At 71.2% G+C, this 26582-nt stretch carries 24 protein-coding genes; 15 read left to right on the top strand and 9 right to left on the bottom strand.

Annotated features, from left to right (window positions below):
- Positions 1–3: 3 nt before the first annotated feature.
- Together LUZ64_RS01890 and LUZ64_RS01895 are read right to left on the bottom strand one after the other, a co-directional pair.
- Positions 4–1722: an ArnT family glycosyltransferase gene (locus tag LUZ64_RS01890; RefSeq protein WP_372472000.1), complete on the bottom strand. Its 1719-nt coding sequence runs from the start codon at positions 1720–1722 to the stop codon at positions 4–6.
- On the bottom strand, positions 1719–2975 hold the full coding sequence (locus LUZ64_RS01895) for a glycosyltransferase (RefSeq protein WP_095584362.1): 1257 nt from the start codon (positions 2973–2975) through the stop codon (positions 1719–1721). Before LUZ64_RS01895 ends, LUZ64_RS01890 begins: the two co-directional genes overlap by 4 nt.
- 343 nt (positions 2976–3318) lie before the next feature.
- Between LUZ64_RS01895 and LUZ64_RS01900 the strand changes: the two genes are divergently transcribed.
- From LUZ64_RS01900 to LUZ64_RS01920, 5 genes are all read left to right on the top strand, one after another.
- A complete protein-coding gene (locus LUZ64_RS01900) occupies positions 3319–3831 on the top strand; it encodes a hypothetical protein (RefSeq protein ID WP_232390130.1) in 513 nt (170 codons plus the stop codon).
- Between the two features lie 311 nt (positions 3832–4142).
- Positions 4143–5642, top strand: a complete 1500-nt coding sequence (locus tag LUZ64_RS01905) for an ATP-binding protein (protein WP_232390129.1) — start codon at positions 4143–4145, stop codon at positions 5640–5642.
- Positions 5639–6730, top strand: a complete 1092-nt coding sequence (locus tag LUZ64_RS01910) for a tetratricopeptide repeat protein (RefSeq protein ID WP_095579861.1) — start codon at positions 5639–5641, stop codon at positions 6728–6730. The genes LUZ64_RS01905 and LUZ64_RS01910 overlap by 4 nt, the downstream gene beginning before the upstream one ends.
- A 41-nt stretch (positions 6731–6771) precedes the next feature.
- Positions 6772–7131, top strand: coding sequence for a histidine triad nucleotide-binding protein (locus LUZ64_RS01915; protein ID WP_095579863.1), 360 nt, complete (start codon positions 6772–6774; stop codon positions 7129–7131).
- A 4-nt stretch (positions 7132–7135) separates the two neighbouring features.
- On the top strand, positions 7136–8047 hold the full coding sequence (locus LUZ64_RS01920) for a ribonuclease Z (RefSeq protein WP_095579865.1): 912 nt from the start codon (positions 7136–7138) through the stop codon (positions 8045–8047).
- Between the two features lie 121 nt (positions 8048–8168).
- On the opposite strand, the gene LUZ64_RS01925 is transcribed toward LUZ64_RS01920, so the two are convergent.
- Together LUZ64_RS01925 and LUZ64_RS01930 are read right to left on the bottom strand one after the other, a co-directional pair.
- Positions 8169–8954: an HAD family acid phosphatase gene (locus LUZ64_RS01925; protein ID WP_095579866.1), complete on the bottom strand. Its 786-nt coding sequence runs from the start codon at positions 8952–8954 to the stop codon at positions 8169–8171.
- 206 nt (positions 8955–9160) lie between these two features.
- Complete coding sequence (locus tag LUZ64_RS01930; RefSeq protein WP_095579868.1) at positions 9161–10498, bottom strand: 6-phospho-beta-glucosidase; 1338 nt, start codon at positions 10496–10498, stop codon at positions 9161–9163.
- A 71-nt stretch (positions 10499–10569) separates the two neighbouring features.
- On the opposite strand from LUZ64_RS01930, the gene LUZ64_RS01935 reads away from it, so the two are divergent.
- From LUZ64_RS01935 to LUZ64_RS01950, 4 genes are all read left to right on the top strand, one after another.
- A complete protein-coding gene (locus LUZ64_RS01935) occupies positions 10570–11739 on the top strand; it encodes a carbohydrate kinase family protein (protein ID WP_232390128.1) in 1170 nt (389 codons plus the stop codon).
- A 144-nt stretch (positions 11740–11883) separates the two neighbouring features.
- On the top strand, positions 11884–13965 hold the full coding sequence (locus LUZ64_RS01940; protein WP_095579870.1) for a PhoH family protein: 2082 nt from the start codon (positions 11884–11886) through the stop codon (positions 13963–13965).
- 30 nt (positions 13966–13995) lie between these two features.
- A complete protein-coding gene (gene ybeY, locus LUZ64_RS01945) occupies positions 13996–14493 on the top strand; it encodes an rRNA maturation RNase YbeY (RefSeq protein ID WP_087928198.1) in 498 nt (165 codons plus the stop codon).
- A complete protein-coding gene (locus LUZ64_RS01950) occupies positions 14490–15809 on the top strand; it encodes a hemolysin family protein (protein WP_095579872.1) in 1320 nt (439 codons plus the stop codon). The genes ybeY and LUZ64_RS01950 overlap by 4 nt, the downstream gene beginning before the upstream one ends.
- A 180-nt stretch (positions 15810–15989) precedes the next feature.
- Here the strand turns inward: LUZ64_RS01950 and LUZ64_RS01955 are convergent, their stop codons facing one another.
- The gene (locus LUZ64_RS01955) at positions 15990–17384 is read right to left on the bottom strand and encodes an MFS transporter (protein WP_232390146.1); all 1395 of its coding nucleotides are present in this window, start codon (positions 17382–17384) and stop codon (positions 15990–15992) included.
- A gap of 284 nt (positions 17385–17668) precedes the next feature.
- On the opposite strand from LUZ64_RS01955, the gene LUZ64_RS01960 reads away from it, so the two are divergent.
- The 4 genes from LUZ64_RS01960 to era all read left to right on the top strand — a co-directional run bounded on the left by LUZ64_RS01960 (position 17669) and on the right by era (position 20801).
- Positions 17669–18490 carry a helix-turn-helix transcriptional regulator gene (locus LUZ64_RS01960; protein WP_232390145.1) on the top strand — a complete coding sequence of 274 codons (822 nt, stop codon included), beginning with the start codon at positions 17669–17671 and terminating at the stop codon, positions 18488–18490.
- A 292-nt stretch (positions 18491–18782) separates the two neighbouring features.
- A complete protein-coding gene (locus LUZ64_RS01965; protein ID WP_095583841.1) occupies positions 18783–19133 on the top strand; it encodes a cytidine deaminase-like protein in 351 nt (116 codons plus the stop codon).
- 5 nt (positions 19134–19138) lie between these two features.
- A complete protein-coding gene (locus LUZ64_RS01970) occupies positions 19139–19579 on the top strand; it encodes a hypothetical protein (RefSeq protein WP_095583840.1) in 441 nt (146 codons plus the stop codon).
- Between the two features lie 280 nt (positions 19580–19859).
- Entirely contained in the window at positions 19860–20801 is a 942-nt protein-coding gene (gene era, locus LUZ64_RS01975) for a GTPase Era (protein WP_095582200.1), read from the top strand.
- Between the two features lie 41 nt (positions 20802–20842).
- Here era and LUZ64_RS01980 read toward each other — a convergent pair whose 3' ends face one another.
- On the bottom strand, positions 20843–21115 hold the full coding sequence (locus LUZ64_RS01980; RefSeq protein WP_087928203.1) for a protealysin inhibitor emfourin: 273 nt from the start codon (positions 21113–21115) through the stop codon (positions 20843–20845).
- A gap of 29 nt (positions 21116–21144) precedes the next feature.
- Positions 21145–22206 (bottom strand): M4 family metallopeptidase, encoded by a 1062-nt coding sequence (locus LUZ64_RS01985; RefSeq protein ID WP_095582201.1) that lies wholly within the window; start codon positions 22204–22206, stop codon positions 21145–21147.
- 377 nt (positions 22207–22583) lie between these two features.
- Between LUZ64_RS01985 and leuA the strand changes: the two genes are divergently transcribed.
- Positions 22584–24365: a 2-isopropylmalate synthase gene (leuA, locus tag LUZ64_RS01990; RefSeq protein WP_095582202.1), complete on the top strand. Its 1782-nt coding sequence runs from the start codon at positions 22584–22586 to the stop codon at positions 24363–24365.
- A 204-nt stretch (positions 24366–24569) separates the two neighbouring features.
- Positions 24570–25313 carry a tellurite resistance TerB family protein gene (locus LUZ64_RS01995; protein ID WP_095582203.1) on the top strand — a complete coding sequence of 248 codons (744 nt, stop codon included), beginning with the start codon at positions 24570–24572 and terminating at the stop codon, positions 25311–25313.
- Positions 25314–25322: 9 nt separating this feature from the next.
- Here the strand turns inward: LUZ64_RS01995 and LUZ64_RS37445 are convergent, their stop codons facing one another.
- Positions 25323–25670: a DUF397 domain-containing protein gene (locus LUZ64_RS37445; RefSeq protein WP_308251426.1), complete on the bottom strand. Its 348-nt coding sequence runs from the start codon at positions 25668–25670 to the stop codon at positions 25323–25325.
- A gap of 8 nt (positions 25671–25678) precedes the next feature.
- Positions 25679–26533, bottom strand: a complete 855-nt coding sequence (locus LUZ64_RS02010; protein WP_095582204.1) for a helix-turn-helix domain-containing protein — start codon at positions 26531–26533, stop codon at positions 25679–25681.
- Between the last annotated feature and the right edge of the window lie 49 nt (positions 26534–26582).

The following is a 26582-nucleotide window of genomic DNA, read 5'->3' on the forward strand; positions in this document are numbered from 1 at the left end:
GCGTCATCGCGCCGCCTCCGTCCGCGTCCCCGTCTCCGTCCGCGTCTTCGTCCGAGTCTCCGTCCCCTTCCGCGTCTTCGTCCCCGCCCCCGCCCCCGTCCCCGTGATCCGGCGGATCTCGATGCGGTCCGCGCCGCGCCCGAAGACCGCGACGGTCCGGGAGTGCTCCAGCGCGCCCTGGACGACCGGCAGATGGGCCGCGTCGCGCCGCACGGTGGGCGAGGCGACCACGTAGTCCAGGTCGCGCCAGCCGTCGGGCAGGCTGCGGGCGACGGCCGGGTCCAGGTCGGCCTTATAGAACCAGATGGCGCCCGTGCCGGGGGTGTAGCCGGCGTGCACGAGGTCGAGCCAGATCGCGTCGTCGGCGAGGACGCGCGTACGGGCCGGGTCCGGGACCCTGTCCCGGTCGCGCAGCCAGGACGTCGTGGCCCGGTACGGGGCGTTGACGTCGGTGGTGACGGCGGCGCGGTCGCCGTCGTACCAGCGCGGCACGGTGTACACCGTCGCCGCGCCGGTCAGCAGGACGACCGCGGTCCAGCGCGCGGGGTACCAGCGGCGCCGGAACCCCGGCCGGGTGCGCAGGGTCTTCCCGGTGACGGCCGCGGCGAGCCCGGCCAGCGACAGGGCCAGGAAAGGCAGCGCCTGGATGATGTACATCGCCGGCAGATAGCCGGAGGGGCGGAGCGCGACGACCGCGAGGATCAGTACGGCGAACGCGGGACCGGCCATCGCCCGGGCCGTCACGGAGCGGCGGGCGAGGACCGTCAGGGCGAGCGCGGCGGCCAGCCCGCCGACCGGCAGCACCCGGTCGTAGTACAGCCAGGCGCCGAGCACCTGGTGGGCGGCGGAGCCGGGGTCGAGGAGGAAGCCCGAACCGGCCCGGCTCATCTGGTACGTGACGCCGTCGACGAGCGAGACGTGGCCGGGGCCGGGGAACAGCTCGTGGTTGAGGAGCGCGAGCAGCGGATAGGAAAGGCCGATCAGCACGCAAGCGGTCACCGCGCCCGTCACCGCGAACTTGCGGGTGTCGCGGTGGGTGTGGCGCCACATCGTCACCAGCAGCGCCGGCAGGACGACCAGCATGGTCTCCTTGGACAGCACGGCCACGGCGGCCGCGACACCGGCCCCGAAGTGGTGCCACAGGTGCCGGCGGGGCGACGCGGCCAGGCAGAAGGCCAGCAGCGTCCACATCACGGCGATGTTGTCGAGGAAGATCTCCCGCTGGAGGACGACCGACAGCGGGGACAGCCCGAAGAGGGCCATCCCGAGCCCGGCCGCCCAGAGCGGCAGCCCGAGCCGCCGCCCCAGCGCGTACACCAGCACCGCGCTCACCGCCGTCACCAGCAGCATCGCGCCGCGCATCGGGGCGACCGTGAGGAGGTCGGGCGCGAGGACCGAGGGGAGCCAGGTGAGGGCGGCGATCTGGAGCCAGCCCAGGGGCGGGTGGTCGTACCAATAGGTGTAGTGGGCCAGGCCCTTGCCCTGCTGGACGGCCCACGCCTGGGCGAGGTACGTACCCTCGTCGTCGCTGAGGTTGGGGTAGCCGGTGATGTTCCAGCCCTGGACGAGCAGGATCGCGATCAGCAGCAGCCCGCAGAGCGCCAGGTCGGGGCGGGAGCGGCGCAGCCGCAGCACGGGCCGGAGCGGGACCGGGGCGCCCGCCGCGGCCGGGCGGTAGAGGGTGTCGGGCCGGGCCTGGGCGGTGGGGAGGGTCGCGGTCACGACGTGACGTCCTCTCGGGTGAGGTGCGCGCCGACGTGCTGGGTGAGCTCCCACTCGTTGCGGCCCCGCTGCTCCCGCCAGACCGCGCGGACGGCGGCCCCGGCGAGGAGGAACTGGTAGAACGGGCCACCGGCGACGAGCTTGAGGTAGTGGACCAGGCGCACCCGGAAGCCGTACTGCTTGCCGAAGTCGTGCAGCCCGACGATCTCGAAGACGAAGGTGACGAAGGCCGTCACGGCCGGCAGGAACGTCAGCACGGCGATGTGGACGGGAACGTGCAGCAGAAGCGTCACGAGGACGTTGAGCGGGATGACGAGCCCGGTGAACGCCTGGAAGAACGGGGTCATCAGGGTGTAGCGGGCGAGCATCCGCTGCCCGAAGGTCGGCAGCCGGTGCCAGTCGCGCTTGCGGTAGACCTGGATGAAGCCCTGGTTCCAGCGGGTGCGCTGCTTGAGCAGACTCATCAGGGAGCCGGGCGTCTCCTCGCGGGTGACCATCTCCGCGTCGTACGCGACGACGACGCGCTTGCCCCTGCTGGACAGCCGTACGCCCAGGTCGCAGTCCTCGGCCAGGCAGTTCGGGTCCCAGCCGCCGGCCTCGCGCAGCACGTCGGTGCGGACGAAGACGGTGTTGCCGCCGAGGGGGATAAAGCCCTTCGCGGCGTGCAGGTGCAGCCGGCTGCGGAACCAGAAGAAGTACTCCAGGCAGTTGCGCAGGCTGTACCAGCTGGAGTGGAAGTTGATCAGCTGGACGCCGCCCTGCACCACATCGGCGCCGGTGCTGCGGAAGGCGTGGTCGACATGGGTGAGCAGCGCCGGGTGCACCTGGTCCTCGGCGTCGAAGACCCCGACGACCTCGCCGAGGCAGTGCGGGAGTGCGGTGTTCAGGGCCTTCGGCTTGTTCTTCGCGGCGTGGGTGTCGGTGATCACCCGTACCCGGTTGGGCGCGGAGGCCGCGACGCGCTCGGCGACCTCGGCCGTGCCCGGGTCGTCGTGGCCGACGACGACGAGGATCTCGAAACGGGTGTGGGTGGAGAGCAGCAGGCGTCTGACGGTGTGTTCCAGAACGGCCTGTTCGTGGCGGGCCGGCACCAGCAGCGAGAAGGACAGCGAGCCGTGGTCGGTCGGGCGCTCGAAGCGGGTGGCCGCGAGCGTCTCGGGCGTGCGCCAGGCGTGCATCTGCCACCAGAGCGTGAAGGCGGCCATCCAGAAGAGCGTCAGCGAAACGACGCAGACCAATACGGACGTGAGCAAAGAAGTCCCCCCTAGGACCCACAAGTAGGACGCGCGAGATGGCGCGCTACGGCAGCGCGAAGTGGGCCATCGGTCGTACGGCCGTCGAGCCCCCCGGCCGCCGCTGTGTGGCCTGCCCCCTCACGCGACTCCCCAGTGCGCGTGTGTCTCCCCTTCGCTGGAGAGAGTAAGGGGGGAAGATGAAACGCAGGTGCTTAATTGATAAATCCTGTGTTTCCGAACTTACGGTCGATCGGGGGCAGTTGGGTGGTGAAAGCGCCATAGGGGCGCGCTTCGAGGGCGCGCTCCGGCCTGGCCGGGGCCGCCCTTCCGTGCCACCGTGAGCGGTGGGAAGCTGTCCTCTATGGGTGCATTGAGGCGCCTACGGGCCCGACAGGTGCTGTACGCCGCGGGGGTGGCCGCGCTCGTGGGGCCGGCCGCCCTGTTGCTCGTCGGCTGTGAACCGGCGGAAGCGGGTGGTCTCAATTCGGTGGCCGTCGCCGTCACCACCGACAAACGCGCCACCGGCAGGCTCCAGCACGACGGCTATCCCGTGCAGTGGCTGTCGTGCATCGGCACGGCCGAGGCGGGCGGTTCCACGGACAAGGGCTCGCCGCGCCCGGTGTCGGCGGTGGGCGTCGACTGCGAGGGCCGGACGGGCGGCGGGCAGAAGATCATCGTCTATGGGCGGGTCACGGGGATCCACGGCGAGACCTGCGTGCGGGGGAAGCTGACGGGCAAGGTGGACGGGAAGACGGTGTTCACGGCTTCGGTGCTGGGGGAGTGCGAGGGGAGCGGGGCGGGGTCTGGTGGGCGGCATGAGCCGTCGCCGGACTGTACGGATGAGCACGGGAAGTCGAAGTCGAAGGGGAAGTAGGGGGCGGGGGGTGGGGGGGGGGGCGGGTGCGGTGTGCCGCTGCGCGGGGCCTTTCCCCAGCCCCGCCCCTTCCCGAAACCGGGGCTCCGCCCCGGACCCCGGTCCTCAATCGCCGGACGGGCTGAAAATCAGCCCGTCCGGCGATTGAGGACACCGCGCGTCAGCGCGGAAGGGGGCCCGGGGGCGAAGCCCCCGGTTACGGGAAGGGGCGGGTAGGGGACAAAGCCCCGCGCAGCGGCACACCGCACCCGCCCCCGCCCCACCCCGGCACCCCGGTCCACCCGCCGCAACGCCCCGCTTAGGGTGGGGGCATGCCCGACGAGTCCCCCCTCATCAAGAGCCTGCGCACCGCCGTGGACGCCGCCCCCGACGACGTACCCCTGCGCCTTCACCTCGCCCAGCTCCTGCTCGACGCGGGACACGTCCAGGACGCCATCGCCCAGGCCGCCGGAGCCCTCCAGCGGGAGCCGGGCAACACCGACGCCCAGGTGCTCATGGCACGCGCCGTAGCGCCCGCCGCTCCCGCCGTACCGGCCGCGCCCGCCGCCCTCAGCGCTCCCGCTGCCTCTACCACTCCCGTCGCACCCGCGCCCCCGAGCGCCCCCACGCGACTCGACGCGCCCCCCGTAGCCGACCCCGCCACGGCCGCCGGAGTCACCGCACCGGCGGCGACCGACGAAGCGACCGCACCGGACGCACCGCCCGCGACCGGCGGCCCGTACGACTGGAAGCGCGCCGAGAACGAGCTCGCGGACGTCGTCCCGCCCCGCTTCGTCCAGCCCCCGGCCTCGTCCCCGGCCTCGTCCCCGGCCACGCCCCCGGCCCCGTCCGTGCCCGGGCCGTCCGGCCCCTCCGGCCCGCCCCCGGAGCCGGAGTTCCCCGAGGCCCCGCTCACCGTCGACGGGTCCGGCACCGCCGACGACTCCTCCCTCTGGGAGGTCCAGCCGGGCGACATCACCCTCGCCGACGTCGGCGGCATGCACGAGGTCAAGGACCGGCTGGAGGCCGCCTTCCTCGCCCCCATGCGCAACCCCGAGCTGCGCAAGCTCTACGGCAAGAGCCTCCGCGGCGGCCTGCTGCTCTACGGCCCGCCCGGCTGCGGCAAGACGTACATCGCCCGCGCCGTCGCCGGTGAGCTCGGCGCCCGCTTCATGTCCGTCAGCATCAGCGATGTCCTCGACATGTGGATCGGCAACTCCGAGCGGAACCTCCGCCAGCTCTTCGAGACCGCCCGCCGCAACGCCCCCTGCGTCCTCTTCCTCGACGAACTGGACGCCCTCGGCGCCAAGCGCAGCCAGATCCGCAACACCGGCATGCGCAACACCGTCAACCAGCTGCTCACCGAGCTGGACGGCGTCGACGGCAGCGCCAACGACGGCGTCTTCGTCCTCGCGGCCACCAACCACCCCTGGGACGTCGACACCGCGCTGCGCCGCCCCGGCCGCCTCGACCGGATGCTGCTCGTGCTGCCGCCCGACCGGACCGCGCGCGAGGGGATCATCCACCACCACCTCAAGGACCGGCCCGTCGCCGGGATCGACCTGGCCAAGCTGGCCAAGCGGACCGAGGGGTTCTCCGGCGCGGACCTACGGCACCTGTGCGAGTCGGCCGCCGAGCGGGCGCTCCTGGACTCCGTGCGCACCGGCCGGGCCCGCATGATCGAGATGTCCGATCTGCTCGGCGCCCTCGACCAGCTGCGGCCCTCCACCGGCCCCTGGTTCGCCTCGGCCCGTAACGTGGCGCAGTTCGCCAACGACGGCGGCGCGTACGACGAGCTCCTCACGTACCTGAAGCGGAAGAAGATGCTGTGAGCGACACGACCCACCCGGTCGTCGCCCGCGCCATGGCGCTCATGGACGTCGACCGCTGCACCCAGGCCCAGGAGATCCTCTCCGGTCACCTGGCGACGTTCCCGGAGGACGTCCGGGCCTGGGAACGGCTCTCGGTCTGCCGTTTCCAGGCACGGGACTGGACGGGCGCGGTGCGGGCGGCGGACGAGGCCCTCCAGCTGAACCCCGAGTTCGTGGACGCCCACCTGCGGCGCAGCGAGGCGTTCCGCGTCTGCGGCTGGACGAAGCAGGCGGTCGAGGCGGCCCGCGAGGCCGTCCGGCTGCTGCCCGAGGACCCGGCCCCCCACGTCGTCCTGTCGCACGCCCTGCACAAGCTCCCGGAGAAGGAGGGGCTCCAGGAGGCATACGAGGCCGCCTTGGAGGCGATACGCCTGGAACCGGAGCGCGTGAGCGCGCACTTCGCGCTCTACTCCGCCGCCTACGACATGGGCCGCAAGGACATCGCGGCCCAGGCCATGCACCAGGTCCTCTCCTTCGACCCCGGCGACGCCGAGGCCCTCAGCAACCTCGCGGCACTGCGCACGGAGGACCCCAACGGCGACCTGTTCGCCGCCACCGAGGACCTCGCGGTGGCCCTCTCCCTCGAGCCCGACTCCTGGCACGCCCGGCACAACCTCGACGCCGTCGCGCGCAAGATGATGAAGCAGGCGCGCTGGCCGGCGCTGGCTTCCCTGGTCATCGCCATGGCGACGGCGGTGGCCGGCGACACGGCGCCCGAAGGGCAGGGGCTGGGCCCTTCCATCCCGCTCGGCGCGCAGGCAGTGGGCCTCGGCGCCATCGCGGCGATGTGGGCCTGCTGCGTCCTGCTGACGCTCCGCAAGATCCCCCGGTCCGTCCGCGGCTATCTGCTGCGGCTGCCCCGGCGGATCCCCGCCCTGAAGGTGATGGCCTGCGGCGTCGTCTGGTGCGTGATGTGCGCGGTGCTGCTCCTGACCTTCCCGTACGGCCCGCAGTGGTTCGTCGGCGTGTTCCTCAATTCCGGCTGGGTGGGACTGGCGGGATGCATGATCTATGCCGCCAGGTCCAAGCGCCTGAAGACGCACGGGTAACATCCGGACCGTACGAGCCGACGACCCCTGAGGAGCCACCGGTGGCGGGAGAACCGCAGGCCGACTGCCTGTTCTGCAAGATCGTCGCGGGGGAGGTGCCCGCGACCGTCGTCCGGGAGACCGAGACGACCGTCGCGTTCCGCGACATCAACCCGCAGGCGCCCACCCATGTCCTGGTGATCCCCAAGGTGCACCACCCGGACGCCGCGTCCCTCGCGGCCGCCGAGCCGCAGATCGCCGCGGACATACTGCGCGAGGCCGGCCACGTCGCCGCGGACGAGGGCGTGGACGCCTCGGGCTACCGCGTCGTCTTCAACACGGGCAGCGGCGCCGGCCAGACCGTCTTCCACGCGCACGCCCACGTGCTCGGCGGACGCGGCCTCAACTGGCCCCCCGGCTAGCCCCTTGTCCGTACGGGAACTGGTCGTCCTCGGCACCGCCAGCCAGGTGCCGACGCGTCATCGCAACCACAACGGCTACGTCCTGCTCTGGGACGGCGAGGGCATCCTCTTCGACCCGGGCGAGGGCACCCAGCGGCAGATGCTGCGCGCCGGGGTGGCCGCCCACGACCTGAACCGGATCTGCGTCACCCACTTCCATGGTGACCACTCCCTCGGGCTCGCGGGCGTCATCCAGCGGATCAACCTCGACCGGGTCCCGCACCCGGTCACCGCGCACTACCCGAGGAGCGGTCAGCGCTTCTTCGACCGGCTGCGGTACGCCACGGCCTACCGCGAGACGGTGGACCTGGGCCAGGAGCCGGTGTCGGGCGACGGCGCGGTGCTCGCGCGCACCCCGTCGTACGTCCTGGAGGCGCGCCGCCTCTCGCACCCCGTCGAGTCCTACGGCTACCGCCTCACGGAGCCCGACGGGCGCCGGATGCTGCCCGGGCGGCTGAAGGAGTTCGGCATCGCCGGCCCGGACGTCGGGCGCCTCCAGCGGGAGGGCGCGCTCGGCGACGTCACCCTGGACGACGTCAGCGAGGTGCGCCGCGGCCAGCGGTTCGCCTTCGTGATGGACACCCGGCTGTGCGAGGGCGTGGAAGCCCTGGCGGAGGGGTGCGACATGCTCGTCATCGAGTCCACGTTCCTGGACGAGGACGAGCCGCTCGCCGTCGAGCACGGCCACCTCACGGCCGGCCAGGCCGCCCGGGTGGCCGCCGCGGCCGGTGTGCGGCATCTGGTGCTCACACACTTCTCGCAGCGCTACGACGACCCCGCCGTCTTCGAGCGGCAGGCACGGGCGGCGGGCTTCACGGGCGAGCTGACCGTCGCCCGCGACCTGCTGCGCGTCCCCGTCCCCAAGCGGGAGCGCTGAGCGGGCCGTAAGGACGTAAGCGAATGAGCGCGTAAGACGTGTAAGGCCGACGCCGGCGGGGGGGCACCCCCACCGGCGTCAGCCTTACGTCCTTACGGCGGCCCTTTCGGAGCCTCGACCCTTACGGCAGGTAGTACATCGGGTTCGGCAGCTTGTACGTCCGGTCGGCGTAGCCGCCCTGGAGGTCGCTGTACTGGTCGCCGAAGTTGGCGACGATGTCGTAGCCCTGGGACTCGATGTGCTTGCGGGTGCCCGCCTTGTACTCGACCGTGGTGCAGGTGGCACCGCACGGCAGGTAGGCCGGCGGGGTCTTCTTGTTCTTCAGGAAGAAGTGCGCGGGGTCGGCGGCCGGCTTGTAGCCGACGTTCTTGAGGTTGCGCACGCTCCAGTCGCGCTGGTGCTCGCCGCGCCCGGTGACGTAGAAGACCGTCACACCCTTGGACTGCGCCCAGTTGACCAGCTCCGGCATGCCGAAGACCGCCGCCATGTCGGTGGACTTCAGATAGGCGTCCTGCGACTCGGGCGTGAAGTGGAAGCCCTGCTGGAGCTCGTAGTGGTAGGTGAGCAGCGTGGTGTCGTCCAGGTCGAGGACGATGGCGGGCTTGGTCTTCGTGTGCTTGCTGTTGCGCACCGCCCGGTCGATCTGGGCCTTGGCCTTCTTCTCGATGCCCGCGACCTGCTTGGCGTAGTTGCTGTCCGGCGAGGCGTAGTGCTGTCCCGCCTTGTCGACGGTGTCGCCGTAGTAGGCCTTGATCTTCTCCTGGACCTGCGTGAGGTTCGGGATCTCCTTGTCCGTGCGCGGCGCGGAGTGGTCGGCCGAGGCCGCGCCCGCCGCGTAGAGGCCGGCGCCGGCGGCGAGGGCCGCGGTCACGGCGGCGATACGGATGCGGTTGCGCTTCGAGGGCACGTCATACTCCTGGGTCACACGACGGGTGCAGCGCGAAGTTAAGGGGCCGGACGGGCCCGGTCAACGACGGACGTCACAGCGGCGCCCCATGAGTAGGTCAAGAAAACCGCAGGTCGGAGGGGGCGGCTACGTCTACCTTTCCCTCTACGGCCGCGGCCGCGACCCCGGGGCGGGGCCGCGGCCGGTGCCTCGTCCGGCCCCGCCCCCTACACCGGGAGCGGATACACCTCGGACCGTGCCAGGATCCGGGCCGCCACCGCGGGGGAGTCGACGAGCGGGTGCAGCGCCAGCGCCCTCAGCGCCGCGCCCCGGTCGCCCCGTACGGCCGCCTCGATCGCCGCCCGCTCGACCGCCTTGAGCTGGAGCATCAGCCCGAGCTGGTCCTCCCGCAGCGGTGCGCACGGCAGCGGCCGGGCGCCCTTGGCGCTCACCTCGCACACCGTCTCGATGATCGCCTTGGCGTCCAGCGCGGGCACCGTCGTGCCGTTGCGGACGTTCAGGACGAGCCGGGTCCGCTCGTCCCCGGAGATCGCCCGCATCAGGGCGAGCGCCACCCGCTCGTAGCCGCCGCCGTCGAGGTCGCAGGAGTCCCGCTGCCAGCCGCCGCTCGCCGCCCGGCTCTCGGCCATGTAGGTCTCCTCCCGGCGGCGCCGGGTCCGCTCCCACAGCTCGTACGCCTTGTCGAGCGCGGCGGCGGCCGTCGTGAAGAACTGGCCCTGCTGCTGGTCGAGGAACTCGCCCCGGGTCTCCACCGAGTCCAGCACGGAGCGCAGCGTCTCCCGGCGGAAGTAGTAGTAGTGCAGGTATTCGTTGGGCAGGGCGCCGAGCGCCTGGAGCCACTCCGGGCCGAAGAGCTTGCCCTCCTCGAAGGAGAGCAGCGCCTTCTCGTCGCCCAGCAGCCCCGGCAGCAGCTCCCGCCCCTCCAGCGTCAATGACCGCAGCCACCCGAGGTGGTTGAGACCCACGTAGTCGAAACGCACCCGGTCCGGATCCGCGTCCACCGCCCGTGCCGCGCGCCTCACCAGCCCCACGGGTGAATCGCAGATGCCGATCACCCGTTCACCCAGGACGGTCTCCATGGCCTCGGTCACCATCCCCGCGGGGTTGGTGAAGTTGATGACCCAGGCGTCCGGGGCGGCCGCCGCGACCCGCTCGGCGATGTCCATCGCCACCGGGATCGTCCGCAGCCCGTAGAGCACCCCGCCCGCGCCCACCGTCTCCTGGCCCAGGACCCGCTCGCCCAGCGGAATCCTTTCATCGCGCACACGTCCCGCCGTGCCGCCCACCCGGATCGCCGAGAACACGAAGTCGGCGCCGCGCAGCGCCTCGTCCAGGTCTCTCGCGACCCGCACCGCCGGCGCGCCGGGCACGTCCGCCGCCTGCGCGGACAGCACGGACTCGATCACCTTCAGCCGGATGGGATCGGTGTCGTACAGGACGAGCTCGGTGCACCGGCCCGGCGCGTCGCGCCGCGCGTCGTCCAACAGGGCCCGGTGCACAAGAGGAACCCGGAATCCGCCACCGCCGAGAATCGTCAGCCTCATGGAACGGAACGTATCGCAGCATCGGGCAGACTGTCCGGACCCGCATCCCCTGAGAGGAGCAGCGAGCGAGCATGACGATCTCTTCGCCTCATGCGGTGGCGCCGTCGGCTTTCCGAGGAGAGCGCGTCCCGGGGCCCGCGGATCCCGGGGGCCGCCCCGGGCCGGCCCCCGTCCTCGACCCCCTCGCCGAGGTCCGCGGGGAGGGTGATCCGGAGACCGACGTCTATCTGACCGGCACCGTCTTCCTCGACATCATCTTCACCGGCCTGGACTCGGCCCCCGTGCGCGGCACCGAGTCCTGGGCCCGCGGCATGGGCTCCAGCCCCGGCGGCGTCGCCAACATGGCCACCGCCCTCGCCCGCCTCGGCCTGCGCACCTCGCTCGCCGCCGCCTTCGGCGACGACATGTACGGCGAGTACTGCTGGGACGCCCTCTCGCGTGGCGAGGGCATCGACCTCGGGCTCTCCCGCACCGTCCCCGGCTGGCACTCCCCGGTCACCGTCTCCATGGCCTACGAGGGCGAGCGCACGATGGTCTCCCACGGCCACGAGGCACCGCCCCCCGAGGAACCGGCCCCCGAGTGCCCGCCCCCGGCCCGCGCCTGCGTGGCCCTGCTCGTGCCCGGCCGCGAGGAGGAGTGGATCGCCACCGCCGCCCGCCGCGGCAGCCGGGTCTTCGCCGACGTCGGCTGGGACGAGACCGGCCGCTGGGACCCCTCCGACCTCGCCGACCTGGAGCACTGCGAGGCCTTCCTGCCCAACGCCGAGGAGGCCATGCGCTACACCCGCACGGACTGCCCGCGCGCCGCCGCCCGCGCCCTGGCCGAGAAGGTGCCGCTCGCCGTCGTCACCATGGGCGAGAAGGGCGCCTTCGCGGTCGACGGCCGCACCGGCGAGAGCGCCGAGGTGCCCGCCATCGGCGTCGAGGCCCTCGACCCCACCGGCGCGGGCGACGTCTTCGTCGCGGGCTTCGTCACCGGCACCCTGGCCGGGTGGCCGCTCGCCGACCGGCTCGCCTTCGCGGGCCTCACCGCCGCCCTGTCCGTACAGGAGTTCGGGGGGTCACTCTCCGCACCCGGCTGGGCGGAGGTCGCCGCCTGGTGGAAACACGTGCGGTCCTACGACGACCAGACCCCGGCCACCCTGCGCCGCTACGCCTTCCTCGACGGCCTGCTGCCCGCCGCCGCCCGGCCCTGGCCGCTGCGCCGCGCCGTGCCCACGCTGGGCTTCCGCCAGCCGTAAAACCCCTCGGGCCCGTCGGCGGGCCGTCGTACCCTTGACGTGCAAGGTCAGCGGACGAGATTGCGGCCCGGCGACACGGGCCGGACCGAGAACCGGACGCAGTGAGACACGGAAAGAGGGATGAGCAGGCCCCAGAGCCGGCCCATGACTCAGACACCCACACAACCGCAGGCGACGGCCCGCTTCACGGTCCCGGCCAAGCACCCCATGGTGACGGTCCTGGGCTCCGGCGACAGCCTCCTGCGCGTGATCGAGAAGGCCTTCCCCGGTACGGACATACACGTCCGGGGCAATGAGGTCAGCGCCACCGGGGCCCCAGGGGACGTGGCCCTCGTACAGCGCCTGTTCGACGAGATGATGCTGGTGCTCCGCACCGGACAGCCGATGACGGAGGACGCGGTGGAACGGTCGATCGCGATGTTGCGCGACGAGGGCGAGAGCGGCGGCGAGACCCCCGCGGAGGTCCTCACCCAGAACATCCTCTCCAACCGGGGGCGCACGATCCGCCCCAAGACGCTCAACCAGAAGCGCTACGTCGACGCCATCGACAAGCACACGGTCGTCTTCGGCATCGGCCCCGCCGGCACCGGCAAGACCTACCTGGCCATGGCCAAGGCCGTCCAGGCCCTCCAGTCCAAGCAGGTCAACCGCATCATCCTCACCCGGCCGGCCGTCGAGGCGGGCGAGCGGCTCGGCTTCCTGCCCGGCACGCTCTACGAGAAGATCGACCCCTATCTGCGGCCGCTCTACGACGCCCTGCACGACATGCTCGACCCCGACTCGATCCCGCGGCTGATGGCGGCGGGGACGATCGAGGTGGCGCCGCTGGCGTATATGCGGGGTAGAGCGCACCCGACGTTCACGAATGTTCTGACGCCGGACGGTTGGCGCCCCATCGGCAGCCTCCAGGTCGGTGACCTGGTCGTCGGCTCGAATGGAGAACCGACTCCGGTGCTGGGCGTATACCCGCAGGGTGAGAAGGACATCTACCGTGTGTCCGCTCAGGACGGTTCGTGGACGCTGTGCTGTGGTGAGCACCTGTGGACGGTCAGGACGCGCGACGACAAGCGTCGTGACAAGCCGTGGCGGGTTTTGGAGACCCAGGAGATGATCGGCAACCTGCGGGCAGCGCACTACCGCCGCTATGAGTTGCCCATACTCACCGCACCGGTGCAGTTCACCGAGCACGAGGTCCCGATTGACCCGTACGCTCTGGGGCTGCTGCTCGGCGATGGCTGCATCGCGCAAGGCAACACTCCATCGTTTACTACAGCCGACCCGGAGCTGATCTCCGCAGTGGAAGCGGCAGTTCCTGACATCAAGGTGCGGTCGCGTGGCGGCTACAATTATCTCGTCAACCGTGTGCCGACCCTGAGTGATGCAGACGGCACTGTCCTGACGCATCCGCTCAAGCAAGCCCTCCGCAAGCTGGACCTGCTCGGCTCCAAGGCATACTCGAAATTCGTCCCGGACGATTACCTGTACAACTCGGCTGAAGTGCGCCTGGCGGTGCTTCAGGGGCTCCTTGATACGGACGGCGGCCCTGTCACCCAGTCGGACCGCACTTGTCGCATCCAGTACACGACGACGTCGATCCTACTCAGGGACGATGTGATCGCATTGGTGCAGTCGCTGGGCGGTGTCGCGTACACCCGTCGCCGGGCCGCCGAGGGCAGGAACCCGGGGAGGGTGAAGGGCCGCGATGTGCAGCACCGCCACGACGCCCACATCGTCGACATCCGGCTCCCCGAGGGCGTCGAGCCGTTCCGTCTCGCCCGTAAGGCCGAGACGTACCGTGCAGCGGGAGGCGGCGGCCGTCCGATGCGCTTCATCGACAGCATCGAGCCCGCGGGGCGCGAGGAAGCCGTCTGCATCCAGGTCGCGGCGGAAGACTCCCTCTACGTCACCCAGGACTACCTGCTGACGCACAACACGCTCAACGACGCCTTCATCATCCTCGACGAGGCGCAGAACACCAGCGCCGAGCAGATGAAGATGTTCCTCACCCGGCTCGGCTTCGACTCCAAGATCGTCGTCACGGGTGACATCACCCAGATCGACCTCCCGGGCGGTACGAAGAGCGGACTGCGCCAGGTCCAGGACATCCTGGAGGGCGTGGAGGACGTCCACTTCGCACGGCTCACCAGCACGGACGTTGTCCGGCACAAGCTGGTCGGCCGTATTGTCGACGCGTACGAGCAGTTCGACAGCCGCGCAGGGCTGTAGTCCCCCCAGAAGCGAGAAGACCCGCGAACCATGGCCATCGACGTCAACAACGAATCCGGCACGGACATCGACGAGCAGGCGGTCCTCGACGTCGCCCGCTACGCCCTGGCCCGGATGCGCATCCACCCCCTCTCCGAACTCTCGGTCATCGTGGTCGACGAGGAGGCCATGGAGCAGCTCCACATCCAGTGGATGGACCTCCCCGGTCCGACCGACGTGATGTCCTTCCCCATGGACGAGCTGCGCCCGCCGGCCAAGGACGACGACGAGCCGCCGCAGGGCCTGCTCGGTGACATCGTGCTGTGCCCGGAGGTCGCGAAGAAGCAGGGCGAGGAGGCCCCCACGGGCCACTCCATGGACGAGGAGCTCCAGCTCCTCACCGTCCACGGCATCCTCCACCTGCTCGGCTACGACCACGAGGAGCCCGACGAGAAGGCCGAGATGTTCGGCCTCCAGGCGGCGATCGTCGACGGCTGGCGCGCCGAGCGCGGGATCGAGGGGCCCTCCCCGGCTCCCACGATCACGTGACCGGGCAGCTCATCGCCGTAGCGGTCCTGCTGCTCGTCGTCGCCTGGCTCGCCGCCTGTGCCGAGACGGGCCTCGCCCGGACCACCCGCTTCCGGGCCGAGGAGGCGGTGCGGTCCGGGCGGCGCGGCAGCGCCAAGCTGATGGCCGTCGCGGCCGACCCGACCCGCTATCTCAATGTGGCGCTCCTCGTGCGCGTCGCCTGCGAGATGGCGGCCGGGGTCGTCGTCACCTACGTCTGCCTGCGCGAGTTCGACACCACCTGGCAGGCCCTGACCGTCGCCATCGCCGTGATGGTCCTCGTCAGCTATGTGGCCGTCGGGGTCTCCCCGCGCACCATCGGCCGCCAGCACCCGCTGAACACCGCGACCGCGGCGGCGTACGTCCTGCTGCCCCTGGCCCGGATCATGGGCCCGGTGCCGCAGCTGCTGATCCTCATCGGCAACGCCCTCACCCCGGGCAAGGGATTCCGCAAGGGCCCCTTCGCCTCCGAGGCGGAGCTGCGGGCCATGGTCGACCTCGCCGAGCAGGAGTCGCTCATCGAGGACGAGGAGCGCCGCATGGTGCACTCCGTCTTCGAGCTGGGCGACACGCTCGTACGCGAGGTGATGGTGCCCCGCACCGACCTCGTGGTCATCGAGCGCGGCAAGACGATCCGGCAGGCGCTGACACTGGCGCTGCGCTCCGGCTTCTCCCGCATCCCGGTGACCGGCGAGAGCGAGGACGACATCGTCGGCATCGTCTATCTGAAGGACCTGGTCCGGAAGACGCACATCAGCCGGGGCGCGGAGTCCGAGCTGGTCTCGACGGCGATGCGGCCCGCGGTCTTCGTGCCGGACACCAAGAACGCGGGCGACCTGCTGCGCGAGATGCAGCAGCAGCGCACCCACTGCGCGGTCGTCATCGACGAGTACGGCGGCACGGCCGGCATCGTCACGATCGAGGACATCCTCGAGGAGATCGTCGGCGAGATCACCGACGAGTACGACCGCGAGCTCCCGCCCGTCGAGGAGCTCGGCGACGGCCGCTACCGCGTCACGGCCCGCCTGGACATCGGCGACCTGGGCCAGCTGTACGGCCTGGAGGAGTTCGACGACGAGGACGTCGAGACGGTCGGCGGCCTGCTGGCGAAGTCCCTGGGCCGGGTCCCGATCGCGGGGGCCACGGCGACGGTGGATCTGGCGGCGTACGGGCTGGGGGACGCGGTGCTTTCGGGGTTGCGGCTCACGGCGGAGTCGGCGGCGGGGCGTAGGAACCGGATCGTGACGGTGTTGGTGGAGCCGTTGCGTGACGGCGGGACGGAGGAGGGGGCGGCGTAGGGGGCCCTGCGGGCGGCTTTGTCCCCTACCCGCCCCTTCCCGCTTCCGGGGCTCCGCCCCGGACCCCGGTCCTCAAGCTCCCCCAGCTACCGCTGGGAGGTGCCCCCGGACGGGCTGAAATCAGCCCGTCCGGCGCTTGAGGACTTTCGGGAAGGGGCGGGGCCGGGGAAAGAACCCCCGTCAGGCCCGCCGCCCGACCCGCCGCAACCCCACCGCGACGGCCACCGCGACCACCGCCACCACCACCGCGTCGACCCCGAGCCCCAGCCGGACCCCGCCCAGCGTCGCCGCCTCGAACGAAGAGCCCCCGTCCCGCAGAGCGGAAACCCGCGCCGAGGCCACCGCGCTGAGCAGCGGAATCCCCACCGTGATCCCGATCTGCTGAGAACTGGTCACCAGACCCGTCGCCAGCCCCTGTTCCCCGTCGGGCAGCCCCGACGTGGCGGTGACGCCGTAGGAGACGATCGCCCACAGGTGGCCCACGCAGGCCAGTGTCGAGGCGGCCATCGCCAGCCACGCGCCGCCGGAGCCGAGGCCGATGCCGAGGAGCGCGGCGGTGAAGACGGCCTGGACGGCCAGACCGGCGACGAGCGTGTTGCGGGCGCCGATACGGGCGATGACCCTGGGCGCGGTGAGGCCGGCGACGGCGGCGAAGACACCCTGGAAGCCGAAGACCAGACCGGTGCGGAAGGCCGAGAGCTCCAGCACCTCCTGGAGATAGAGGGTGAGCAGGAAGACGACCGTGCTCATCATCGAGAACGTGACCAGCCCGGCCAGGTTCCCCCAGGCGACCGACCGCCGGCGCAGCATCGGCAGCGAGACGAGGGGCTCGGCGGCCCGCGACTCCACGACCACGAAGGCGACGAGCAGCCCGACGCCGGCCACGAGCGTGCCGAGGACGTCCACGCCGCCGAAGCCGCGCTGGGCCGCCGTCGACAGGGCGTAGATCAGGGCCAGCAGGCCGCCGGTGACGGTCACGGCGCCCGGGACGTCGATCCGGGGCCGCCCGGGGTGCCGGGACTCGGTCAGCAGGCCCGGCGCGACGGCCAGGATGGCGACGCCCGCCACGGCCAGCAGCCCCATCGTGGAGCGCCAGCCCAGGGAGTCGGTCATGACGCCGCCGAGGACCATGCCGATGGTGAAGCCGAGGGAGAGCAGGGTGCCGCTGATGCCGAGCGCCCGCTCGCGCCGGGGGCCCTCGGTGAAGGTCGTGGTCAGCAGGGACATGCCCGTCGGCACGATGACGGCGGCGCCCAGCCCCTGGAGGGCGCGTCCCGCGAGGAAGACGGCCGGGTTCCAGGCGAGCGTGGCGAGCACGGAGGCCACGGCGAACAGGGCGAGTCCGGAGAGGAAGAGCCGGCGGCGCCCGTGGAGGTCGGCGATCCGGCCGAAGAGCAGCAGGAAGCCGCCGGACGGCAGCGCGAACGCGGTCACGGCCCACTGGAGGTCGGCCTGGCCCATGCCCAGGTCGGCACCGAGGACGGGCAGCGCGACGTTCAGGATCGAGAAGTCGAGCGCGACGATGAACTGCGCGGCGCACAGCACCAGCAGGATCAGCTTCTCGCGGCCGGACATCCCGCCCGCGTCGGCGGGGACGGAAGAAGAAGCGGAGGAAGTGGAGGAAGCGGAGGAAGCGGAGGAAGCGGAAGGAGAAGGGGGAGCAGAGGCAGGGGAGGTGTCGATCGCCATGGTCACCACCCTCGGGCGCCCGGAATACGCATGGGGAGACAGTGCTTATGGTGGTGCCCGTACCACCAGGCGAGGGGGAGCCGTTGAGTATCAGCCGGACCGAAGAGCGGACGGTGCCGGAGCCGCGCGGCGGGAAGTCGCGCCGCCGGCAGGAGCTCAGGGACTTCCTGATGAGCCGGCGGGCGCGGGTGAGTCCCGGCGAGGCCGGGCTGCCGGACGGCGGCGCCCGCCGCCGCACCCCGGGCCTGCGCCGCGAGGAGGTCGCGGTCCTCGCCGGAGTGGGCGCCTCCTGGTACCAGTGGCTGGAGCAGGGGCGTGAGATCACCGTCTCCCCGCAGGTCCTGGACGCGGTCGCGCGGGTCCTGCGGATGGACGGCCCGGAGCGCCGCCATCTGTACGTGCTGGCCGGGCTGAACCCGCCGCAGCCGGAGTCCGCGCAGGACCCGGAGTACCTGTGCGAAGGGCTGCACCGGCTCATCGACGGCTGGATGCCCAACCCCGCGCACATCATGGATCCCTACTGGAACCTGGTCGCCCACAACGAGTCGGCCGGTCTGGTGCTCGGCTTCCGCCCGGGCGCGAAGCAGAACTGCCTGGTCAACTTCTTCACCGACCCCGTCTACCGCGCCCGTGCCACCAACTGGGACGAGAACGCCCGGCGCCTCGTCGCGCAGTACCGGGCCGCCTGTTCGGAGCGCCCTGACGACGAGGGCTTCCAGGAGGTCGTGACGGAGGTGTCGGCGGGGAGCCCCGAGTTCGCCGAGATGTGGGCGCGCGGCGATGTCCAGCCCGCCGGCCAGCTCGTGAAGGAGTTCGACCACCCGCTCGTCGGCACGCTCTACCTGGAGAGCACCCAGCTGCGGGTACCGGCCCGGCCGGACCTGGTGATCGTGCTGCACAATCCGGTGCCGGAGTCGGGCACGGCGGCGAAGGTGGCGTGGCTGAACTCCCCGGAGGGGCGGCGCGGGGGGATGCTTTCGGTGGCGGGCTGAGGGGGTTCGCGGTCGCGCGGTCCGGGGAGACGCTCGGGTGTCGGGTGGCCTTCTCCTGAGGGCGCCCGCCCGGAGCGACGTCCGTCTCGGCCCACCACCCGGAAGCCGGCATGGGCGGCGGAGGAGTCCCGCGAGGTGTTCTCCCGAGGGCACCGGTCCGGAGCGCCGCTTCTCCGGGGCCCTGCCCGGGAGCCCGTACGGGGTCGGACGAGTCCCGCGAGGCGCCCGCCCGACACGGGCCCCCGCCGCCCCTGCCTCCCCGCCCGTGCCGTCGCTGCATATGCTCGCCGCTATGACGGAGACGACTCTGGACCCCGAAGACCGCAAGATCATTACGCTGGCCCGTTCCGCGCGGGCCCGCAACGGCGTCCCCGAGGGCGCCGCCGTGCGTGACGAGACGGGCCGGACGTACGTCGCCGGGACCGTGGCCCTCGACTCCCTCCGGCTCTCCGCCCTCCGCACCGCGGTCGCGATGGCCGTCGCCAGCGGGGCGAAGTCGCTGGAGGCCGCCGCCGTCGTCTCCGAGGCCGAGGCCCTGCCGGACGAGGACCGCGCCGCTGTACGGGACCTCGGGGGCCCCGACACGCCCGTCCTCCTCGCGGGCCCCGACGGCACCGTACGCACCACGCTTCCGGCGGGCTGAGCGTCGTGAGGAAGCCGACGGGGCCGGAGACGCCGGAGCCGCTGGAGCCGCCGGAGACGGGTCCGGCGCGGACCACGGACGGGCGCGGGTCGAACGTCCTGAACCTCGTGCTGGTGGTCGCCGGAGCGATCCTCACCATCGGTGTCCTCGTCGAGTGGGCGCTCGGCGAGGGCTTCGACTGGGTGACCTCCGCCTGGCTGCTCGTCCTCTGGCCGCACGGCATCCGCCAGCTGCTGCTGACCCGCGGCCGTCCCCGCGCGGCGGCCCGCGCCGAGACCGTGGGGACGTGGACGCCTCTGCCGGCGGCGGCGCTGCTGTGGGCTTCGCTGATCATCGGGTGGCGGCGGGGGGAGGGGACGGACTGGGTGGTGCTGGTGGCCGCGCTGCTGTTGCCGTTGGCGGGGGTCTTTTTGCTGCGGAGTGTGCGGGCGAGGCGGCGGGCTTGAGCGCGGCGTGGGCCCTGCGGGCGGCCTTGTCCCCTACCCGCCCCTTCCCGAATGTCCTCAAGCGCCGGACGGGCTGAAAATCAGCCCGTCCGGCGTTTGAGGACCGGGGTCCGGGGCGGAGCCCCGGTTCGGGAAGGGGCGGGGCTGGGGAAAGGCCGCCCGCAGGGCCCACGCCGGACCGCGCCCCGGCCCACGCCCGGACCGTCACCCCGGCCCGCCCGGCCCCCACCCCCCGGCCCACTGGTCGGCACCCGCCGACGGATCGGGGAGAATACCCCGTATGGACAGTGCTGCCTCCCCCTCCCAGCCCCCTCACCGCGCGGGCTTCGCGTGCTTCGTCGGCCGCCCCAACGCGGGCAAGTCGACCCTGACCAACGCACTGGTGGGGACGAAGGTCGCGATCACCTCCAACCGGCCGCAGACCACCCGGCACACCGTGCGCGGCATCGTGCACCGCCCGGACGCCCAGCTCGTGCTGGTGGACACCCCCGGGCTGCACAAGCCGCGCACCCTGCTCGGCGAGCGGCTCAACGACGTCGTGCGGACCACCTGGGCCGAGGTCGACGTGATCGGCTTCTGCCTGCCCGCCGACCAGAAGCTCGGGCCGGGTGACAAGTTCATCGCCAAGGAGCTCGCGGGGATCAAGAAGACCCCCAAGATCGCGATCGTCACCAAGACGGACCTGGTCGACTCCAAGCAGCTCGCCGAGCAGCTCATCGCCGTCCAGCAGCTGGGCGACGAGCTGGGCATCCAGTGGGCGCAGATCGTCCCGGTCTCGGCCGTCGGGGACAAGCAGGTCGCGCTGCTGGCCGACCTGATCGCGCCACTGCTGCCGGAGAGCCCGCCGCTCTACCCCGAGGGCGACCTCACCGACGAGCCCGAGCAGGTCATGGTCGCGGAGCTGATCCGCGAGGCCGCCCTGGAGGGCGTGCGCGACGAGCTGCCGCACTCCATCGCCGTCGTGGTCGAGGAGATGCTGCCGCGCGAGGACCGCCCGGCCGACAAGCCGCTGCTGGACATCCACGCCAACGTCTACATCGAGCGCCCCAGCCAGAAGGGCATCATCATCGGCCCCAAGGGCTCCCGGCTGAAGGAGGTCGGCATGAAGTCCCGCAAGCACATCGAGGCGCTCCTCGGTACCCCGGTCTTCCTCGACCTGCATGTGAAGGTCGCCAAGGACTGGCAGCGCGACCCCAAGCAGCTGCGCAAGCTCGGCTTCTGATCACCGACGCCGCTCCCACAGGCGCCTGACGCAAACCCGCGTCAGGCGCCTTCCTTGAGCACGAACCGGATCAGTTCCCGCTGCTCATGGGTGAGGTGCGGGTCGGCGCAGTGGATCGTACGGCCGTCCACGCTGATCTCGTACCGGAAGCCGTCCGGCACCCCGGTCACCGCCGTGCCCTCCTCGGCGGCCGAGGCGAGCGCCCGGTGCGCCAGGGCCTGTACATGGGTCGCGTCGGGCCGGCCGGTGGTGTCCAGCTCGGCCCGACGCTCGATACCGGCGAAACCGCCGGTACGGGTGATGGCAATCCGCATGACGCCATCCTTACCCCGATCGCCCGGCTCTACGAGGCGGGGACCCCGACCGACGACCACGCCTTGAGCACGGCCTGGATCTCGTCCCCCTCGCCGAAGAGTGTCCGGGCCGACGCCGCCGTCAGCCGCGCGAACTCCGCGAAGTCGGCGTCGGAGGCCAGCAGCTCGCCGCCGGTCAGCGTGGCGTACCAGATCTTCCCCGCGCGCTCCCAGGCGTTGCCGCCGAGGTCGGTGGCCAGCAGGTAGAAGGCGTGGTTCGGGATGCCGGAATTGATGTGCACCCCGCCGTTGTCCCGCGACGTCCTGACGTAGTCGTCCATCGTCGCCGGCTGCGGGTCCTTGCCCAGCACGTCGTCGTCGTAGGCCGTGCCCGGCGCCTTCATCGAGCGCAGCGCCACCCCGCGGTCCACGTTCGGGCCCAGCAGCCCCGCCCCGATCAGCCAGTCGGCCTGGTCGGCGGACTGCCCCAGCGCGTACTGCTTGATCAGCGAGCCGAAGACGTCCGAGACGGACTCGTTCAGCGCGCCCGACTGGCCGTAGTACTCCAGATTGGCCGTGTGCTGGGTCACGCCGTGGGTGAGCTCATGGCCGATGACATCCACCGGAATGGTGAAATCCAGGAAGAGGTCGTTGTCCCCGTCACCGAAGACCATCTGGGAGCCGTCCCAGAACGCGTTGTCGTATTTCTCGCCGTAGTGGACGGTGGCGTCCAGCGGCAATCCGGCGTCGTCGATGGAGTGCCGCCCGTACACCTTGAGGAACAGCTCGAAGGTGGCGCCCAGACCGGCGTGGGCGCGGTTGACGGTGGTGTCGTTGGACGGCGCGTCGCCCTCCGCGTGCACCTTGCGGCCGGGTGCGACCTCGCGGTGCTCGGCGTCGTAGATGGTGCGCTCGGGCTTGTCGGACGGGGTGCCCGTGGGCGCGGCGACGCCACGCAGCGTGGTGATCCGGCGCCGGGTGCGCTGGAGGGAGTCGTGCTCCAGGGTGCGCCGCGCGGACTCGGAGACCGCCGGGTCCTCCGACTGGGCGAGTTTGTCCAGGACGTGCGGAGGCACGATCGTGCAGAAGACGGGGTGCATTGCGGGTTTCATGGCGTGCAATGTGGCAGCACGTCTCCGGTTTGTCACTGCCTGCCGCCGAGCTTAATTAAAACGAGTGGTTGGCTATCATTTGAAGGACAGCGATTCCGCATTTCCTCTCCGCGGTACCGCCGGGCGCGTGTGTGCCGCCGATGCCACCGCAGCGACCGGGCGTGTCCCGCATGCTGATACGGGCCTTCCACATCGCGGTTGCCTCGGTTAGCGTGCTGGACATCATGCGTTACGGGCTGCTTCTTCTTAGCTGCCGCGGTGAGGGTCTGTAGTCGTAGGCCGACCCCCTCCCCGCGGAGTTCGGTGCTGCGGTTCACCCGCCCGGTGATCCAGCCCCCGTCGGCCGTCCACGCGGACACCCGAGGAGCCCCACGCAGATGCCCGAGCCCCGCACTTCCGAGACCCTGGCCGTCGGCCGCCCCACGCCCGTCACCGCCGCCACCGTCACCCAGCGGCCCTCCGGAATGCCGGTCCACAAGTACGGACGGTACGAAGCCGTCGACATCCCCGACCGCACCTGGCCCGACCGGCGCGTCACCGCCGCCCCCCGCTGGCTCTCCACCGACCTGCGCGACGGCAACCAGGCCCTGATCGACCCGATGTCCCCGGCCCGCAAGCGCGAGATGTTCGACCTCCTCGTCCGCATGGGCTACAAGGAGATCGAGGTCGGCTTCCCCTCCTCCGGCGCCACCGACTTCGCCTTCGTACGGTCGATCATCGAAGAGGGCGCGATCCCCGAGGACGTGACGATCTCCGTCCTGACCCAGGCGCGCGAAGAGCTGATCGAGCGGACCGTCGAATCCCTGCGCGGCGCCCACCGCGCCACGGTCCACCTCTACAACGCCACGGCCCCCGTCTTCCGCCGCGTCGTCTTCCGGGGCTCCCGCGAGCAGGTCAAGCAGATCGCCGTCGACGGCACCCGCCTGGTCACCGAGTACGCCGACAAGATCCTCGGCGACGACACGATCTTCGGCTACCAGTACTCGCCGGAGATCTTCACCGACACCGAGCTGGACTTCGCCCTGGAGGTCTGCGAAGGCGTCATGGACGTCTGGCAGCCCGAGGCCGGCCGCGAGATCATCCTCAACCTGCCCGCCACGGTGGAGCGTTCCACGCCCAGCACCCACGCCGACCGCTTCGAGTGGATGTCCCGCAACCTCTCCCGGCGCGAGCACATCTGCCTCTCCGTGCACCCGCACAACGACCGCGGCACCGCCGTCGCCGCCGCCGAGCTGGCCGTCATGGCCGGCGCCGACCGCGTCGAGGGCTGCCTGTTCGGCCAGGGCGAGCGGACCGGCAACGTCGACCTGGTCACCCTGGGCATGAACCTCTTCTCCCAGGGCGTCGACCCGCAGATCGACTTCTCCCAGATCGACGAGGTCCGCCGCACCGCCGAGTACTGCACCCAGATGGAGGTCCACCCGCGCCACCCCTACGCGGGCGACCTGGTCTACACCGCCTTCTCCGGCTCCCACCAGGACGCCATCAAGAAGGGCTTCGAGGCCATGGAGACCGAGGCGGCCGCCGCCGGGAAGACCGTCGACGACATCGAGTGGGCCGTCCCCTACCTGCCCATCGACCCCAAGGACGTCGGCCGTTCGTACGAGGCCGTCATCCGCGTCAACTCCCAGTCCGGCAAGGGCGGCATCGCGTACGTCCTCAAGAACGACCACAAGCTGGAACTGCCCCGCCGGATGCAGATCGAGTTCTCGAAGATCATCCAGAACAAGACGGACGCCGAGGGCGGCGAGGTCACCCCGCAGGAGATCTGGTCCGTCTTCCAGGACGAGTACCTGCCCACGGCCGCCAATCCCTGGGGCCGGATCGCCCTCCGCTCCCACCAGACCACCACCGCCGGCGAGGACACCGACGTCCTGACCGTCGACGCCGTCGTGGACGGTGCCGACACGGTCCTGACCGGCACCGGCAACGGTCCGATCTCCGCCTTCTTCGACGCCCTCGCCACCCTCGGCGTCGACGCCCGCCTGCTCGACTACACCGAGCACACCATGAGCGAGGGCGCCAGCGCCCAGGCCGCCTCGTACATCGAGTGCGTGATCGACGGCAAGGTCCTCTGGGGCATCGGCATCGACCCCAACACCACGCGCGCCTCGATCAAGGCCGTCGTCTCGGCGGTCAACCGCGCGCACCGCGACTGACGGCTGTCGCCGTCGGTACCCCGCGCCCGTTCCGTCCGGGCGTCAAGCCGCCGTCACCGAATCCACCGTATCCGGTGGCCCGGTGGTGTATCCGGCCAACTGGCGCCCGGACTCTGCGCACGGGGTACTGACGCCACATCATCGATGTGGCTAACATCACGTCAACGCGGCCATGGGGTCGTGGCGTTATGGAGGTGCGCCGTGATGTACGCGCGAGGCCGATCCGGTCCGGACCGGTGCGTGGTGGGCGTGCGCACCGTATGGCGGACCGTCGGTGACGGCGAGTTCTACTGCCCCGGCTGCGGGGGCGACCGCAACTACCGCCGCCGCACCGGTCGCCGCCGTCTCGTCGCGTTCGGCGTGCCGCTGCTGCCGCGCGGCCCGGCCGGTCCGATCGTCGAGTGCACCGCCTGTCGCACCCGCTACGGCATGGACGTCCTCGACCACCCCACCACCACCCGCTTCTCCGCGATGCTCCGCGACGCGGTGCACACCGTCGCCCTCGCCGTCCTCGCCGCGGGCGGCACGGAGGCCCGTACGGTCCGCCGCGCGGCGGTCGGCGCGGTCCGCGCGGCGGGTTTCGTCGACTGTAGTGAGGAGCAGCTGATCACCCTGATCGAAGCCCTCGCGGCGGACACCGGGCGGCTCCCCGGCATGTACGCGGGCGGCGGCGGCCTCGGCGACGGCACGCCGTGCCGCGACGGCTTCGACCCCCGGGGCACGGCACTCGCCATCGAACTCCACGAGGCCCTGGAGCCGCTGGCTCCGCACCTCGCCCCCGCCGGCCGCGAGGCGATCCTGCTGCAGGGTGCGCGGATCGCCCTGGCGGACGGGCCGTACCGGCCCGCCGAGCGGGAGGTTCTGGCGACGGTGGGGCGGGCGTTGCTGTTGTGTCCGGAGGACACGGACCGGTTGCTGGCGGCGGCGGCCCGGACGACCCCGTTCTGACCTGTCCGACTACGGGAGTCGCCTGACGCGCGTCAGGAACGCGCGGACGGCGTTCGGACTGGTGGAGATGACGACGTCGGGATAGCCGCTCTCCCGGATGCCGATGTGCCCGCCGTGGCGTCTCAGCTCGACGCAGCTGCCTTCGGCTTCGGAGAACGAGGACTTCTGCCAGTGTGTCCTGCCGGACCGGAGGCTGGAAAGGAGAGATGTGAGGCGGCCCGGTGTGGTCCGTATGACCACCTGGGGGGAGTCGCTTTCGCGCATGAGGATGATGCCCGCATCGGCTGCGAGCTCGACGCATTGTTCTCCGTCTCCTGTCGAGAAGGAGGATTTCCGCCACTGGATGTCAGCGTTCATCGGGGCTCTCACAGCTCTCGGGCGATACGGTGAATGAATGCCCGGGATTCGGCGGGTGACAACGAGGACTGAAGCACCAGGTCAAGGCGCTTCCGATAGCTGTCGAGGTCCGTGACCGCGTCCAGGTACCGGCCGCCGAGCGGCGTGTCGACCTGCACAGTGTCCAGCTGAGGGACAACGCCGAACGCATACAGTGCGGTTTGGCTTACATCGACGAAGCTCTCATGGGTAAATGGGATGACTCGGACTACCACCCCTGGCTGCTGGGAGATCTCCAGCACGTGATCGAGCTGCTCCTGAGCCACTTTGCGGCCGCCGATCCGCATGCGTAGTGCGGCCTCATGGATGATTGCATCCAGCCTCGGAGGGCTATCACATGTGAGCACAATGCGCCGCCTGAGGCGGTGCTCCACGCGCGCTTCGAGCTCATCTACGGACAGCCCAGGGACCGCGCTCCCGAAGAGAGCGCGCGCATAGCCTTCGACCTGCATGAGGCCGGGAAACGTAACGGATTGCAGGTATCGGAGGTGGATGGCGTGGTGCTCCAACTCCGCGATATCCATGAACCTTTGTGCCAGTACACCCCGATATGCGTCCCACCAGTGCTGGCCGCGACGCTCCTCAGTGATGGCGCACAAGGCCGCGATGAGGACGGCGTCGTCGCATGAGTAGAGCTTCGCCATATGACGTACACGGTCCGCACTCACGCCCCAGCGGCCCGCCTCGATGTGGCTTATCTGAGCGGAGCCGCCTCCGAGTAGCGCGCCGGCCTCCTTCGCGGGCATGCCGGATGCCTCGCGTAACTTCCGCAGCTCTGACCCCAACCTCACTTGCCGTGCAGTCGGGTTGCTCCTCGGCGGCATGCGAAATGACCCTTCCGTTCGGTGGTCCTGAGTGTGCCCCGTTGCCGTC

The organism is Streptomyces albireticuli (assembly GCF_021228125.1).
Classification (GTDB): domain Bacteria; phylum Actinomycetota; class Actinomycetes; order Streptomycetales; family Streptomycetaceae; genus Streptomyces; species Streptomyces albireticuli.